The organism is Bradyrhizobium erythrophlei (assembly GCF_900129425.1).
Taxonomy (GTDB): domain Bacteria; phylum Pseudomonadota; class Alphaproteobacteria; order Rhizobiales; family Xanthobacteraceae; genus Bradyrhizobium; species Bradyrhizobium erythrophlei_C.
The window spans coordinates 8,359,439-8,375,263 of the sequence record NZ_LT670817.1 but is presented as its reverse complement, the minus strand read 5'-3'; the positions used below and the strand labels follow the sequence as shown (position 1 = coordinate 8,375,263).

The window sequence follows — 15,825 nt, the reverse complement described above, 5'->3', positions numbered from 1 at the left end:
ATCGAGGCATTGCACAAGGCCGGGCATCACGGGCCTGGCGATAAAGTGCCGGTTCCGACGGCTCACTGGTGCACGCGACACGGCAGGGCTTGCGTTGCTCCGGCCGGGCGGGGATATACTGAAATCGGCATCGCTCTGAACGAGGAGGATAGTATGGGACGGCTGGACGGCAAGGTCGCGGTTATCACCGGCGCGACAAGCGGCATCGGCCTGCGCACCGCGGAAGTTTTTGTCGCGGAAGGCGCCAGGATCGTCATCGCCGGACGCCGCGCGCCGGAAGGCGAGGCGCTCGCTGGCAAACTCGGCGCTGCCTGCATCTTCCGCCAGACCGATGTCACGGTCGAGGAACAGATGCGGGCGCTGATCGGCGCGGCGGTCGAAAAATTCGGCCGCATCGATTGTCTGTTCAACAACGCCGGCGGCCCGGCGCAGACCGGCGGCATCGAGGGCCTCGAGGTCGGGCGTTTCGACGCGGCGATGGCCACGCTGGTGCGCAGCGTGATGCTCGGCATGAAGCACGCCGCCCCCCATATGCGCCGCCAGGGCTCCGGCAGCATCATCAACAATGGCAGCATCGCCGGACGGCTGGCCGGGTTCTCGTCGTCGGTGGTGTATGGCGCGGCCAAGGCCGCCGTCATTCACCTCACCAAATGCGTGGCGATGGAGCTTGGCGAGTCCGGCATCCGCGTCAACAGCATTTCGCCGGGCGCGATTGCCACCGGAATTTTCGGCAAGGCGCTGGGCCTTTCGGTCGAGGCGGCAGAGAAAACGCCCGATGTGATGCGCGAGATCTACAAGACCGCGCAGCCGATACAGCGCGCCGGACTGCCCGAAGACATCGCGCATGCCGCGGTGTTTCTCGCCAGCGACGAATCCAGCTTTATCAATGGCCACGATCTGGTGGTCGATGGCGCCATTACCGGCGGCCGCAACTGGACGGCGCAGCAGCAGGGTCTGGTCGCCATACGCAAGGCGTTCGATCAGGGCGCGGGGTGAAGCCTGCGCGTCGCCCGGCACCCGCCGGGCTCGAACGATTCGACGGTTAGGCTCAGCCCTGGCCTGGTCCGCTCACTTGATCGGGGACAGCGTCACCCGCAATCCGTCGCGCGGCTTCGGGATCGGCCACATCTGCCAATTCGACGTGTAGCCCGGCTCCATCGAGACGGTAAGATTCTGCAGGAAATGCCGCGCAAAGCATTTCGCCTGCATATAGGCGAAGTGCAGCCCGATGCACATATGCGCGCCGCCGCCGAACGGCACCCAGGCGAACCGATGGCGGCCGCGCTGCGCATCGTCGGTAAAGCGCATCGGATCGAAGCGTTCCGGATCGGGCCAGATCTCCGGCATGTGGTGGGTGAACACCGGATTGATGCCGAGCTGGGTGCCGGCCGGGATCGCGTAGCCCTTGAAGGTGAAATCGCGGACCGCGCGGCGCGGCATCGAGGGCACCGGAGGCTTCAGCCGCAGCGCTTCCTTGAATGCCATCTCGGTGAGCGGCATGGCATCGAGATTGTCTGATGTAGTGGCCTGGTCCGCGGCGATACCGAGCGCAGCGACCTCGTCGCGCAATTTGTCCTGCCAATCCGGATTGGCGGCGAGCGCCTGCACGAAAGACGTCAGCGACGAGGTCAGCGTGTCGTGCGCGGCCATCATCAGGAAACTCATGTGGTCGACGATGTCCTGGGTCGACAGCAGCGCGCCGTCCTCATGGGTGGCGCGGCACAGCTGCGAGAACAGGTCTTCGCCGCCTTTGGCGCGGCGGATCGGGATCTGCTCCGAGAAGTAGGCCACGATGCATTTGCGGCCCCTGACGCCGCGCGCCATCTGCGTACCCGGCAGGGGCTTGCGGATGACGGCGACCGCGGCGGCTACCATGTCGACAAAGGCACGCGTGATCTCGTCGACCTCTGGTCCGATATCGGCGCCGAGAAACGAGGTCGCGGCCAGATCGAGCGTCAGCTGCTTCATCGCCGGATAGAACAGTATCGGCCCCGGTTGCGCCTTCCATTGCGCGACCCGCGCCGCGATGCCGGTATCGAGCTTCCCAAGATAGGATTTCATCGGTCCGGATTTGAATGCCACCGATAGCGCGCGCCGGTGCAGGCGGTGCTCCTCGAAATCCAGCAGCATCAGCCCGCGCGGAAACAACCGGCCGAGAATCGGCCCCCAGCCGAGGCTCGAGGAGAACAGCTTGGCCTGGTCGAACAGCACCAGTTCATTGGCCTCGGGTCCCAGCAGCACCAGGCTGGTCTCGCCAAAGATGTGGCTGCGATAGACCAGGCCGTATTTGGCGGCTTGCCGCTCTACCTGTCCCTTGGGATCGGCGAGCACTTCGAGCGTCTTGCCGATGATCGGCCAGCCCTCGTCGCCGGGAATGTGCGTCATTGAATTGCGTTTCGGTGACGTCAGCGTCACCGCGGGGGAAGCCACATTTTGCATCGACATCGCCACCGCTCCCGTTGTGCCCGGCACAACCCCGGCTTGCTAAAATAGCCCTTTGTCCCTTCCGTGCAAAGCCTCATGATCTCGACTGGAAATCAAGCCGATCCCTCCGGCGCGACAAACCCGTCGCTCATGATAGGGTGCGGCAAAACAAGATCGATCAGGGAGAATGGATATGCCGGGAATGTTCAGAGCGATGTTGGTCATGCTGGCGGTCGCGGGCTGTATCGCGGCAGGGCCGACCGCCGCGCTGGCGCAAACCAAACCCGTCGTCACCAGCCTCGGCCCCGATTTCCCGAAGAGCGAAATCTTCATCGGCAACAGCTTCTTCTATTACAACAACGGCCTGCCGAGCCATGTGAGCCTGCTGGAAAAGGCCGCGGACCCCGATCACAAGCAGGACTATCGCGCCACGATGGTGACGATCGGCGGCTCAGGCTTCGACTGGCATGATGTCGAGAGCTATTTCCGGCCCAACGCCATCGGCTCCTATTCGTTCGACGACCATAACAATGTCGTCTTCAACAAGCGCGACAAGCTGTTCGATGCCGCTGTCATGATGGATTGCAGCCAGTGCCCGATCCATCCCAGGCTCAAGACGGTATTCACCGAATTTGCCAAAAAGGACAGCGACATCGTGCGCGCGCACGGCGCCAGGCCCGTGTTCTTCATGTCCTGGGCCTATGCCGACAAGCCGGAGATGACCGCGCAACTGGCCGAAGCCTATACGATCGCAGGCAACGCCAACGACGCGCTGGTGATACCGGCGGGCCTCGCCTTCGCGCGGGCGCTTTCCGGGCAGCCGGAGCTCAATCTCTATGCCGCGGACAAGCGCCATCCGAGCCTGGCCGGAACCTATCTCGCCGCCTGCACGGTGTTCGCCGCGCTGACCGGACGCTCGCCGGTCGGCAACAGCTATCTTGCGGGTATCGACGAGCCTACGGCGCATTTCCTGCAGACCGTGGCATGGCAGACCGTGCAGGATTATTACGGGAAGTGAATAAGCCCGGCGGGTGATTGCAGTACCGCGGCGGTGCATTGCATCACCACTATTCGTCCCGGCAAGCAGCGCGAGCGCAAGCCGGGAGGACAGCGGTTGCTCGCTTTCACGCCTTCCGTTTGGCGGCTTCCTGCTGCAGATCCGGCGCGTTGATGGTCGGGATCGCGACGCGGCCGGGGCCGGTGAGCGGAAGGGCCGCCGCGGCCTTGTCGTTCTCCATGATCTTCGCCATCACCGCCTGCCCCGCGCGCTCGAATACCGCGCGATTCTCGATCACGAATTTCTGCGATTTGCGCAGCGATGCGACATAGCCGTTGATTTCCGGCACCACATAACGGGCCACCATGTCCCAGCTGCGCCGGGTGTTTTCCGGATTGGCCCAGTCGTGCACGAAGCCGACGATGGTGCCGACGCCGCCGGACACTTCCATCAGGCTCTTGATGGTTTTGACCAGATCGTCGGGGGTGCCGATGGTGGAGGCCGCGCCCGCGCCGCCGGCGGTTTTCTCCACGGCGTCGTCGGGCGAAGTGAACGGCAGCAGGCCCGGCCGCTGCAGCGTGCCGACATTATATTCGTTGTGCCAGCGCATCAGCCCGGCGCCGGCCTCGCGCCGCGCCTGTTCGCGGGTCTCGGCGATGTGCCAGCTCAGCAGCACGCGCCAGTCGGACCGGCTCACGGTGGTGCCGTGCTTCCTGGCGGCATCCTCGGCAAAGCCCCATTGCGTCGGCAGCGCCATCAGGCCCTGCGTCGACATCGAGCCGAGCGAGATGATGCCGATGCCGTATTTGCCGGCCAGCGTCATGCCCGACGGTGAAATCTGCGACGCCACCACGAATGGCATCTCTTCCTGCAGCGGCAGGATCTGCAGCGCCGCGTCGTTCATGGTGAACCAGTCGCTCCTGGCGGTTACCCGTTCGCCCCGAAACAGCCGGCGAATGATCGCGATCGCCTCGTCCTGACGGTCGCGCTGCGTCATCGGGTCGATGCCGAGCGTATGCGCGTCGGAAGCCAGCGCGCCGGGGCCGGAACCGAAGATGGCACGGCCTCCGGTCATGTGGTCGAGCTGCACCATGCGCTGCGCGACGTTGAAGGGATGGTGATAGGGCAGCGAGACCACGCCGGTGCCGAGCTTGATCCGCTTGGTGCGTTCGCCGGCGGCGGCCAGAAACATCTCCGGCGACGCGATCATTTCCCAGCCTGATGAATGATGCTCGCCGCACCAGAATTCATCGAAGCCGAGCGCATCGATCTGCTCGACAAAATCAAGGTCGCGGCGGAATTGCAGCATCGGATGCTCGCCGATCGGGTGATGCGGGGCGAGGAAGGCTCCGAACTTGAGGCGCGCCATTAATTTCTCTCCGGACCTATTGTTCTTGGTTGGCTCGACGCCAAACTAGGGGGTGGTGAGGGCCAAGGCAATCGCGGAAACCCCCTGCTGACGCATGGTTGTCGTGCGGGCCGGTCTGACATGCCGACGCCCGGCACTCTCGCAGGCCGCCAACGGCCTGAGCAGGCTTCCCTGCCGAATTTACACCTCAGGGCCCTTCAGCTAAGAGAACTCTCCGTTTTCCGCTTCGAGGCTGCAATGTATCTGAAGCAATCCGACCAGCCTGCTTCTCTGCAGCTTTCCAGTCAGCGCAAGCGGGATCTGCTCGATCATTTCGAGGCCAACCGCGACGAACTGGATCGCTGGCGCGAGTTCAATGTCGCCTACCACGAAGACGACCGCAAGTTCATGCAGTTTCTGATTCCGCCGGGAAAGCGGGTGCTTGAACTCGGCTGCGGCCGCGGGGATTTGCTGGCTTCGCTGCAACCATCTTACGGCGTCGGCATCGATTTCGGCGCCGAAACCATCGCGAAGGCGAACGCCCGTCACCCCAATCTGTATTTTTGTCTGGGCGACGTGGAAGATCCGGCGACGCTGACCGGCATCGAGGGACCGTTCGATTACGTCGTGATCGCCGACACCATTGGCCTGTTCGAGGACATCGACGGCACGTTGCGGCTGGTGAATCATCTGTGCGCGCCGTCGACGCGGATCATCATCGCCTATTATTCCCATCTGTGGGAGCCGGTCCTGAAGCTCGCCGAGCTGCTGCATCTGCGGAGCAAGCAACCCAAAATCAATTACATCGCCACGGCCGATTTTTTGAACCTGATGGATCTCGCGGATTTCGAAGTGATCAGTCAGGAGCAGCGACAACTGCTGCCGCGGCGCTGGCTCGGCCTCGGGCCGTTCATCAATCGATTCATCGCGCCGCTGCCCGGCATCCGGCACCTGTGCCTGCGGACCTATATCGTCGGACGGCCGGTGCGAAATTTTCCGGACCGGAAATTTTCCGCAAGCATTCTGATTCCGTGCCGCAACGAGAAGGGCAACATCGAAAATGCCATCCTGCGCATGCCCCGATTCGGCTCCGCCCAGGAAATCCTGTTCGTCGAGGGTAATTCCAGCGACGGCACCTTCGAGGAATGCGAGCGCGTTCGCGATGCCTACCGGGATAGCTGGGATATCAAGGTGCTGAAGCAGGACGGCAAGGGCAAGGGAGATGCGGTCCGCAAGGGTTTTGCCGCGGCGACCGGAGACGTGCTGATGATCCTGGATGCCGACCTGACGATGCCGCCGGAAGCGCTGCCGAAATATCATGCGGTGATCGAGACGGGGAAGGCCGAATTCGTCAACGGCACCCGCCTGATCTATCCCATGGAGAACGAGGCGATGCGTCCGCTCAACCTGATCGCCAATCGCTGCTTTGCCTATCTGTTCAGCTATCTCGTCAATACCCGGCTGACCGACACGCTGTGCGGCACCAAGGTGCTGCTGCGAAAAGATTACGAAATGCTGGCGCGGGAGCGCGGCTATTTCGGCAACTTCGATCCGTTCGGCGACTTCGACCTGATCTTCGGCGCCGCCAAACAGAATCTCAAGATCATCGAGACGCCGATCCATTATAAGGCGCGCACCTTCGGCGAGACCCAGATCTCCCGCTTCCGCGACGGCTGGCTGCTGTTGAAAATGGTGTGGTTCGCCTATCGCAAATTGAAGGCGATCTAGCGCAAGATGGGTTTAATTTGAATCGGTGTGCCCTTCACCTCTCCCCAGCGGGGAGAGGTCGATTTGCGTAGCAAATCGGGTGAGGGGGTGCTGCACCACCGATAGGCCGTGACCCCTCACCCGGCGCTACGCGCCGACCTCTCCCTATGGGAGAGGTAAAGTTTCCGCTGCGTCGCAGCTCAATCTAACCTCATCTCATCACGCTTTAGCGCATCTTCCAGTGCGGCGGCGGCATCCTTTTCGGGCGCCGGGATTTACGGCACCACGGCGCAAGTCGCCAACGCCGCCGGCGTCGCCGCGATCGGCGCGGTATTTTTTGCTATCGAAGCTGTTTTCTCCGCGCCATCGGCGTTGCTCGCCGCGCTGGCCATGTTTGCGCTGTCGATTCTCGCCGCTGCCGCATTTCTGTCGTGAATGCGGTCGGTGTCGCCACCTGAACGCAATTAAGGCGGAGGCAACCGTCCGGAATTGACAGCACACGTCCTTTTTATTTTGCAGTGCAGCAACTATCTTGTCTTGGTGCGGTTAGAAACAAGATCTCTCGCCAAGGAGCTGCTGGTGTCCCTCGCAAAAAATATCGAATTTCTGCGGCGTCTCCAAAAGGTAAATGGAATCAACGGTTTTGGGCAGTTTGCACGAAACCTGACACCGGACAGCCGCAGCCCCCTGGTGGAAACCACAGGCTTCGGTTCCAATCCGGGCGGTCTGAGGATGTTTTCTTTCGTCTCGGACCATCGCCAGGAGGCGCCCGCCCTTGTCGTGGTTTTGCACGGCTGCGGCCAGACCGCCGCCGGCTACGATCTCGGCGCCGGCTGGTCGACGCTCGCCAAGCATTACGGCTTTGCGTTGCTGATGCCCCAGCAGCAATCGTCGAACAACGGCCAGGGCTGTTTCAACTGGTTCAATCCGGAAGATACCGCGCGCGACAGCGGCGAGGCCTGTTCGATCCGCCAGATGATCGCGCGGATGGTGGACGAAGCCGATGTCGATCCGCAACGGATCTTCGTCACCGGGCTTTCCGCCGGCGGCGCCATGACGTCGGTGATGCTCGCGACCTATCCCGACATATTTGCCGGCGGCGCCGTTATCGCCGGCCTGCCGTTCGGGGTTGCGACCAATGTGCGGGAAGCGTTGACCGGCATGTCGCAGTCGCCGTCCCGCCCGGCCGCCGAGCTGGGAGATCTGGTGCGCAACGCTTCGAATCACAAAGGCCCCTGGCCGAAACTGTCGGTGTGGCACGGTAGCGCCGATCGCACGGTCAATCCCGCGAATGCCGATGAGATCGTCAAGCAATGGCTCGACGTGCATCAGCTGCCCGCGGCGCCAATGTCGGAGTCGATCGTCGACGGCTACCCGCACCAGGTCTGGTGGAACGCGGACGGCGAAACCATCGTCGAATCCTACACCATCACCGATATGGCCCATGGCACCCCGCTGGGTGTTGCCGACAACGACGAGCGATACGGCGCGCAAGGCGCTTTCCTGATCGAGGCGGGGATTTCGTCGTCGTACCACATTGCGAATTTCTTCGGGCTAACCGAATGGGTTCATCAGCCCAGCGAAGCAGCGAAGCCGGCAGCAACGGCTGCTTCCAGGGAAGTTACAAAGACAATTCCGGTGATGGCCCCGGCGCCCACGCCGGTACCGGATCTCGGCGCGGTGTTGTGGCCGCGGACGACGCTGCACCGCCGTCCCGAGTCGCCCCGCCAACCGCGATCCCGCGGCATCGACGTCGGCAGCGTCATCACCCGCGCGCTGACGGCCGCGGGCCTGATGAAATAACGGAGGTTGCGGCGCGAGTGGTTAATGCCGCCTGCCGCGCAGGCAGCAGCTCATTTGTTCCGCCCATCGGAAGAAATATTGGAACCAACGGGCGGTGCCGTGAGTTTGCATGGGGTGTGACCGGCGGTTAGGTTCCCGCTGCTAATTGGGCTGAACTTGGCCACCGATCATCCCCCGATGTTGAAGATCACCCGACCGATTTCCGCGGATTTCCTCGCCGGCGGCGGCGAGATGGGCGCATTGACGCGGGCCTACGACTGGTCGGCTACCCCGTTGGGCAAGCCTGACAGCTGGCCGCAAAGTTTGCGGACCGCGCTGCGGATTGTGCTCAATACCAACCACCCGATGTTCATCTGGTGGGGCCCGGAACTCATTCAGTTTTATAACGACGCCTATCGTCAGACCATGGGACCCGAGCGCCACCCAAGCGCGCTGGGCCAGCGGGGACGGGAGTGCTGGGCTGAAATCTGGGACGTTATCGGTCCGCAGATCGAGCAGGTGATGAGCGGCGGCGGCGCCACCTGGCATGAAAAGCAGCTCATTCCGGTGACGCGTTATGGCCGGCTCGAGCAGGTCTACTGGACCTACGGCTACAGCCCGATCGATGAAGACGATAGCGTCGGCGGCGTGCTCGTGGTTTGCAGCGATGTGACCAGGGACTACCTCGCTGCCGCGGCGTTACGGGAACGCGAGGCCGAACTGGCGCGCGTGCAGCAGATCGGCCGGATCGGCGGCCTCGAGGTCGACCTCACGACCGGTTTCCGCAATCGCCGGTCGCCCGAGTATTTGCTGATTCACGGGCTGCCGCCGGACGCGGCCAACGAGTCCCACGAAGACTGGGTGCGACGCATCCATCCCGACGACCGCGAGACCACGGAACAGAAATTCCGCGACGCCGTCGCAGGTGGCGTGCGTGAATACAGCGTGCAATATCGGATTATTCGTCCCAGTGACGGCGAGACCCGCTGGATTTCAGTCAAATCCACCATCGAGCGCGATGCGCAGGGCAGAGCGATACGCCTGGTCGGGGCGCACAGCGATGTCACCGAACAGGTCGAGGCCGACCTCGCGCTGCGGCAAAGCGAAGAGCGTTTCCGCAGGCTTGCCGACCAACTCGCCGAGCTGAACGCGACGCTGGCGCAGCGCGTCGAGGAAAAGACCCGTGAGCGCGACCGGATCTGGAACGTGTCGCAGGATCTTTTGGTGGTCGCCGATCGCAGCGGCATCTGGCGCACGGTCAACCCGGCCTGGACCCGGACGCTCGGCTGGAGCGAGGCCGAATTGTTGAACCGCACCTCGCAATGGCTGGAGCATCCTGACGACAACGGCGTCACACGCGCGGAGGTCGAAAAGCTCGGTGCCCGCGAGACCACCGTCCGGTTCGAAAGCCGGTTTCGGCACAAGGACGGTTCCTACCGCTGGCTGTCGTGGACCGGCGTGGCGGACCGCGATCACATCTATGCGGTTGCCCGCGACGTGACCGCGGAGAGGGCTGCCGCCGAGCGGCTGAAAGCAACCGAGGAGGCATTGCTGCAGTCCCAGAAGATGGAAGCGGTGGGGCAGCTCACCGGCGGCATCGCGCACGACTTCAACAACCTCCTGACCGGCATTGTGGGCTCTCTTGATCTGCTGCAGACCCGTCTCAATCAGGGACGCACCGACAACGTCGCGCGTTACATCAATGCGGCGATGACCTCGGCGAACCGCGCCGCAGCGCTCACGCATCGCCTGCTGGCATTCGCGCGGCGGCAGCCGCTGATCCCGAAAAGCGTCGATGCCAATCAGCTCGTGGTGTCGCTGGAGGACCTGTTGCGCCGGACCATCGGCGAGACCATCGATCTGGCGATCGTGGCGCCGGACGATCTGTGGGGGACACTGTGCGATCCCAATCAGCTGGAAAGCGCGCTGCTCAATCTCGCCATCAACGCGCGCGATGCCATGCCGGATGGCGGCAAGCTCACCATCTCGACCGCCAATGCGCGGCTCGACAGTGTGACCGCGGACACGCCGGCGCTCTCGCCCGGCGATTATATCTGCATCACTGTTACCGACACCGGCGTCGGCATGAGCGTGGAGGTCGCGGCACGCGCCTTCGATCCGTTCTTCACCACCAAGCCGATCGGACAAGGCACAGGACTTGGACTTTCGATGATCTACGGCTTTGCGCGGCAGTCGAACGGCCATGTCACGCTCGACAGCAAGATAGGGCGGGGGACCTCGGTCAGGCTCTATTTGCCGCGGCATCACGGCGACGGCGCCGCCGCGCATGCATCGGCGGTCAGGGCGGCCGAACACGCCGCCACCGGCGAGACCGTGCTGGTGGTCGAGGACGAGCCGGTCGTGCGCGGGGTCATCCTGGAGATGCTGGGGGAACAAGGGTTCCGGACGCTGGAGGCCGTCGATGGACCGTCGGGCCTGCAAATCCTGCGCGACCATGAGCGGATCGATTTGCTGGTCACCGACGTCGGTCTGCCCGGCATGAACGGTCGCCAGTTGGCCGATCAGGCCCGCGAAACCCGGCCCGGCCTGAAAATTCTTTTCATCACCGGCTACGCCGAGAGCGTCGCGATGGCGGACGGCTTCCTGCAGCCCGGCATGGAGATGATCACCAAGCCGTTCGACCTCGAGCATCTGTCGCAGCGAATCCGCGCGATGATCTCGGGATAGCGTACACGCTCATGGCCGATACGCGGTTTCCGCGATCAGTTCGATCGGCGTGACCACGACCTCGCCGCCGGCGACCTGCCGGGTCTTTTCCGTGTAGTGCTTGAAGAAATCCCGCTGCTGCAGCGTCTTGACGGCCTGCTCATCGGCGGCCGCGGCGAGATGAAAATAGCTGGAATCGTCGCGGTTCTTCATGCAGCGGTAGCTGATCTTCCCCTGCAATTCGGGATCGTTGTTCAGCGCGGCAATGAACCGTTCGATTTCCCGATGCCATTGCTCCGTGGTGCCGTTGGCAAACCGATATTTGATCATGAAATGTTTCATCGAAGGCTCCTTCGTTGACTGCGGTCGGCACAGCGCTATCTGGCGCTGCAAGGAGCGATAATGCAAGTATGGACAAAAATGATACTATGGACTTTCTTGCGCTTGTCCGTAATCTGAAGAGCCGCGAAGGACGTGTTTGTGGGAGATGGCGATATGACAAGCGCAAAATCAGCACAGACGTGCGGGTGTCCGGTGGCGGCGTTCCAGAAAATGATCAGCGGCAAATACAAGCTGCGGATCGTCTGGGATCTGAAGGATGGTCCCCGCCGCTATGGCGAGATCCGGACCGGTCTGCTGCGCGGCGCAAGCGGCACGTCGGAAATCGCGCCCCGCGTGCTCAGCCGCGAATTGAAGGCGCTCACCGAGAGCGGGCTGATCGACCGCAAGGATTACGGCGTCGTTCCCCCCAAGGTCGAATATCGCCTGACCCGCAAGGGCAAGAGCTTTGTCCCGGTCATTGCCGCCATTCGCAACTGGGGCGCGCGCCACCTCGCGCCGGCAAACGCGATGGAAATGATCGCGGCCGAATAGTCGCGACGGCGCCGATCGAAAACGTCGCCTCGAATCGCTGATGGCCGGCTGCCGCCGGCTAAAACGTATTCCACTTGATTGGCATCTTGACGGCGCATCCCGAGGCTTCGTGGTTCGAGACGCGCGGCGATGCCGCGCTCCTCACCACGAGGGCCCAGACCCTCATCCCCGCGCAACGGCTTCGCCGTTGTTGCTGGAGGAGCAGCGTCTTCGCCGCGTCTCGAAGGATGAAAGCCACCGAACTGGAAATGAATTCGGCGATTACATCGCGCCGGTGAGAAACGGATTGGTCATCCGCTCCTGGCCGATGCTGGAGCCCGGGCCGTGGCCGCAGATGAAGCCGACGTCGTCGCCGAGCGGCAGCAGCTTGTCGGTGATCGACTTGATTAGCGTGGCGTGATCGCCGCCGGGAATGTCGCTGCGCCCGACCGAGCCGTTGAAAAGCACGTCGCCGACATGCGCAAAGCGCATGTCCTTGTTGAAAAACACCACGCTGCCGGGCGAATGGCCGGGGCAATGCAGGATGTCGAAGGTCAACTCGCCGATCGACACCTGCTCGCCCTCCTCGAGCCAGCGATCCGGCGCAAAATCGCGCACCCCGGTGATGCCGAACCGCGCGCCGCTGGTCACGACATTGTCGAGCAGGAATTTGTCGGCGAGATGCGGGCCTTCGATCGGCACCTTCAGCGCGTCGCGCAGCTCGGCGGCGCCCCCGACATGGTCGATGTGGCCATGGGTCAGCCAGATCTTTTCCACCGTGACGTTGGCCTGCTTGATCGCGGCCTGGATTTTCGCGACGTCGCCGCCGGGGTCGATCACGACAGCCTTTTTGGTGGCTTCGCACCAGATCAGGGTGCAGTTCTGCTCAAACAGCGTCACCGGGACGATGATTGCGCCGGCTTTCGCCTTGGTTTCGGTTTCATTTGCCATCCCAGGACAATGCCGATTTTTCGCGGCTCGCCAAGTCAAAGATTCGCGCATTGGCCCGGGAACATGGCCACTATGTCTTGACCGGGCGCCCCTTGGGTTGCTTGCGGCCGCGGCCTGCGAGGTTCTGCAGCGCCACCACTTCGCGCATCCATTGCCGCTTCGGCCTGGCCGGAAAGCCGCCCCAGACCGCGCCCGCGGGAACGTCTTCGTAGACGGTCGATCGCGAAGCCAGCATCGCGCCTTTGCCGACGGTAACATGCGGAATGATGCCGGTGCGCGGTCCGAGCACGACGAAATCCTCCAATGTCACGCTGCCGCTGAGCCCCGACTGGGCGACGATGATGCAATGGCGGCCGACCACGCAATTATGCCCGATCTGGCAGAGGTTATCGATCTTGGTTCCCTCGCCGATCACGGTGTCGCGCATGCCGCCGCGATCTATTCGCGTGCCGGACCCGATCTCGACGTCGTCATGAATGACGACGCGGCCGACCTGCGGAATTTTGATATGCCCTTTGGCGCTCGACACAAAGCCGAACCCGTCCTGGCCGATATGGCAGCCGGGATGGATCACGACACGGTCGCCCAGATGGGCATGGGTGACCGTGCAGCCGGCCCCGATGGCGCAATCGCTGCCGACCCGAACGCCCTGACCGATGACGGCATGAGCGCCGATCAATGTGCCGGCCCCGATTCTGGCAGATGGTCCGATCACGGCAAATGGATCTACCGTGACGCCGCGTGCCAACTCTGCGGAGGGATGCACCATGGCGCCCGGTGCGACGCCGTCGGTGTCGAATACGGAAGTCGGACACAGCGCACCGCCGTATATCTTGCGCGCGACGGCGACAAAGGCTTCGTACGGCCTGCGTATGCGCAATATCGCGACGCCGTCAGGTGCATGCCGGGCATAACGCTCGCTGGTCAGTACCGCGCCGGCCGCCGTCGATGCCATCGCAACGGCGAATTTGGGATTGTCGACAAAGGTCAGGTCATCCGAGTCCGCGCCGTCCACCGGCGCAATCCCTGTCAGGCGACGGTTGAGATCCGCGCCCTCACAGGGCTCGGCGCCCGTCAGCGAGGCGATCTCCGCCACGCTCAGACCTGCTGCGCCTGAGAAAAAACTGAACTCGGTCACGTCCCTGCCCCCGGCATCCACGATAGCCCGATCGGCCGGTATTCCCAAGCCGAATCCAAAAAGGGGTGCAGGTGGATTCCGTGCGCCTGGCCGCCGAACCGCGGATTTCGGCTCTTCCGTCATACCTCCGTCGTCTTTCCCGATGCTTTTGGGGAATTCGCCGGCCTGAACTTGTCGGCGGTTGCGGCGTTGGCCCGCGCAACGCGATTTTGGAGAATGATTTAAAAGATGGATCAGCGCGACGAATTCTGGTGGCGGCACGGCATTTTCTATCAGGTCTATCCACCTTCGTTTCAGGATTCCGATGCCGACGGGGTCGGCGATATCAGGGGGATCATCGACCGCCTGCCTTATTTGCTGCAACTCGGCGTCGACGCGCTCTGGCTGTCGCCGATCTTTCCGTCCCCGATGGCTGATTTCGGTTACGATATCGCCGATTACACCGGCATCGATCCGCTGTTCGGCACCATGGAGGATTTCGACGCGCTGATCTCGGCCGCGCATGCGAGCGGCCTGAAAGTGATCCTCGATCTGGTGCCGAACCACACCTCCGACCAGCACCCCTGGTTCGCCGAAAGCCGAAGCTCGCGCGACAATCCGAAGCGCGACTGGTACATCTGGCGGGATCCGCTGCCCGACGGCGGCGTCCCGAACAACTGGCTGTCGGAATTCGGCGGCAGTGCCTGGGAGCACGACGCCACGACGGGGCAATATTATTATCACGCCTTCCTTGCCCAGCAGCCGGATCTGAACTGGCGCAATCCCGCGGTACGCGAGGCGATCTACGACGTGATGCGGTTCTGGCTTCGCAAGGGCGTCGATGGCTTCCGCGTCGACGTGATCTGGCACCTGATCAAGGATGCGGAGTTTCGCGACAACCCGCCGAATCCGCATTTTCGCGAAGGCCGGCCGCCGCACGAGAGGATTCTGACGCAATACTCCACCGATCAGCCCGAAGTTCACGACGTGATTGCGCAGATGCGGCGTGTGACCGATGAGTTCGAGGCGCGCATCCTGATCGGGGAGATCTATCTGCCGCTGCACCGCCTCGTCGCCTATTACGGCAACGATCTCGGCGGCGCGCAGATGCCGTTCAACTTCGCGCTGCTGTCGACGTTGTGGAGCGCGCGGTCGATCGAGACGATCATTGCCGACTACGAACGCGCCTTGCCCGCCGGCGCGTGGCCAAACTGGGTGCTGGGCAATCACGATCGTCCGCGGGTGGCAAGCCGGGTAGGGCCCGACCAGGCGCGGGTCGCCGCGATGCTGCTGTTGACGCTGCGGGGAACGCCGACGCTGTACTACGGCGACGAAATCGGCATGCATCAGGTCGCGATCGCACCAGACCAGGTGCGCGATCCCTTCGAGAAGAACGTGCCGGGACTAGGCGTCGGCCGGGACGGCTGCCGGACGCCGATGCAGTGGAGTGCGGCTGACAACGCCGGTTTCTCGACAGCGACGCCGTGGCTGCCGGTGCCGGATGATTTCATCCACGAAAACGTGGTCAATCTCGAGGCCGACGCCCGGTCGATCCTCAGCCTCTACAGGGCGCTTATCAAGCTGAGAAAAGAATTGCCGCAACTGGTGTCGGGAGATTACCTGCCGATCGCGGCGGAAGGAGATCTGTTGCTCTATCGGCGGCAGAGCGAAGGAAAGGCGGTCGTGATCGCGCTGAATCTCGGCGCGGAGCCGGTTTCGATGGCGTCGGACGCCGCGGGCCTTGACGGCGAAATCCTGCTTTCAACGTTTTTGGACAGGCAGGGCGAAAAGATCGAGGGCGTGCTCGATCTGCGCGGCAACGAAGGCGCGATCATAGCAAAATGAGCGTCGTCCCCGCGAAAGCGGGGAACCAGTACGCCGCGGCTTCTCGGTTACGCGCGGTGTTAGACGGCTTACTTCACCGCTAGCGCCGGCGGTTATGGGTCCCGCTTTCGCGGGGACGACTCGGAGAGAAACCTC

General features: G+C 63.0%; 12 protein-coding genes. 7 read left to right on the top strand and 5 right to left on the bottom strand.

The genetic code is table 11. From position 1 onward, the window contains the following. The first annotated feature begins 153 nt into the window (after nt 1–153). Nucleotides 154–996, top strand: a complete 843-nt coding sequence (locus B5527_RS39800) for an SDR family NAD(P)-dependent oxidoreductase (RefSeq protein ID WP_079606363.1) — start codon at nt 154–156, stop codon at nt 994–996. A 72-nt stretch (nt 997–1,068) separates the two neighbouring features. Here the strand turns inward: B5527_RS39800 and B5527_RS39795 are convergent, their stop codons facing one another. Next, a complete protein-coding gene (locus B5527_RS39795) occupies nt 1,069–2,445 on the bottom strand; it encodes a cytochrome P450 (protein ID WP_079607867.1) in 1,377 nt (458 codons plus the stop codon). A 172-nt stretch (nt 2,446–2,617) separates the two neighbouring features. Between B5527_RS39795 and B5527_RS39790 the strand changes: the two genes are divergently transcribed. Beyond that, the gene (locus B5527_RS39790) at nt 2,618–3,442 is read left to right on the top strand and encodes a DUF4886 domain-containing protein (RefSeq protein ID WP_425305047.1); all 825 of its coding nucleotides are present in this window, start codon (nt 2,618–2,620) and stop codon (nt 3,440–3,442) included. Between the two features lie 106 nt (nt 3,443–3,548). Here B5527_RS39790 and B5527_RS39785 read toward each other — a convergent pair whose 3' ends face one another. Continuing rightward, a complete protein-coding gene (locus B5527_RS39785) occupies nt 3,549–4,790 on the bottom strand; it encodes an LLM class flavin-dependent oxidoreductase (RefSeq protein WP_079606362.1) in 1,242 nt (413 codons plus the stop codon). A gap of 237 nt (nt 4,791–5,027) precedes the next feature. Here B5527_RS39785 and B5527_RS39780 point away from each other — a divergent pair, with 237 nt between their 5' ends. From B5527_RS39780 to B5527_RS39765, 3 genes are all read left to right on the top strand, one after another. After that, nucleotides 5,028–6,497, top strand: a complete 1,470-nt coding sequence (locus tag B5527_RS39780; protein WP_079606361.1) for a bifunctional class I SAM-dependent methyltransferase/glycosyltransferase family 2 protein — start codon at nt 5,028–5,030, stop codon at nt 6,495–6,497. 558 nt (nt 6,498–7,055) lie between these two features. Next, entirely contained in the window at nt 7,056–8,279 is a 1,224-nt protein-coding gene (locus tag B5527_RS39770) for an extracellular catalytic domain type 1 short-chain-length polyhydroxyalkanoate depolymerase (protein WP_079607865.1), read from the top strand. Nucleotides 8,280–8,456: 177 nt separating this feature from the next. Next, on the top strand, nt 8,457–10,946 hold the full coding sequence (locus B5527_RS39765; RefSeq protein WP_079606359.1) for a PAS domain-containing hybrid sensor histidine kinase/response regulator: 2,490 nt from the start codon (nt 8,457–8,459) through the stop codon (nt 10,944–10,946). 9 nt (nt 10,947–10,955) lie between these two features. Here the strand turns inward: B5527_RS39765 and B5527_RS39760 are convergent, their stop codons facing one another. Continuing rightward, nucleotides 10,956–11,267 carry a hypothetical protein gene (locus B5527_RS39760; RefSeq protein WP_079606358.1) on the bottom strand — a complete coding sequence of 104 codons (312 nt, stop codon included), beginning with the start codon at nt 11,265–11,267 and terminating at the stop codon, nt 10,956–10,958. 153 nt (nt 11,268–11,420) lie between these two features. Here B5527_RS39760 and B5527_RS39755 point away from each other — a divergent pair, with 153 nt between their 5' ends. Then, nucleotides 11,421–11,798: a winged helix-turn-helix transcriptional regulator gene (locus B5527_RS39755; RefSeq protein WP_079606357.1), complete on the top strand. Its 378-nt coding sequence runs from the start codon at nt 11,421–11,423 to the stop codon at nt 11,796–11,798. 261 nt (nt 11,799–12,059) lie between these two features. Here the strand turns inward: B5527_RS39755 and B5527_RS39750 are convergent, their stop codons facing one another. Together B5527_RS39750 and lpxD are read right to left on the bottom strand one after the other, a co-directional pair. After that, nucleotides 12,060–12,728, bottom strand: coding sequence for an MBL fold metallo-hydrolase (locus B5527_RS39750; protein WP_079606356.1), 669 nt, complete (start codon nt 12,726–12,728; stop codon nt 12,060–12,062). A 70-nt stretch (nt 12,729–12,798) separates the two neighbouring features. Further along, a complete protein-coding gene (gene lpxD, locus B5527_RS39745; protein WP_079606355.1) occupies nt 12,799–13,866 on the bottom strand; it encodes a UDP-3-O-(3-hydroxymyristoyl)glucosamine N-acyltransferase in 1,068 nt (355 codons plus the stop codon). 228 nt (nt 13,867–14,094) lie between these two features. Here lpxD and B5527_RS39740 point away from each other — a divergent pair, with 228 nt between their 5' ends. Further along, nucleotides 14,095–15,690 (top strand): alpha-amylase family glycosyl hydrolase, encoded by a 1,596-nt coding sequence (locus B5527_RS39740; RefSeq protein WP_079606354.1) that lies wholly within the window; start codon nt 14,095–14,097, stop codon nt 15,688–15,690. Nucleotides 15,691–15,825: the final 135 nt, after the last annotated feature.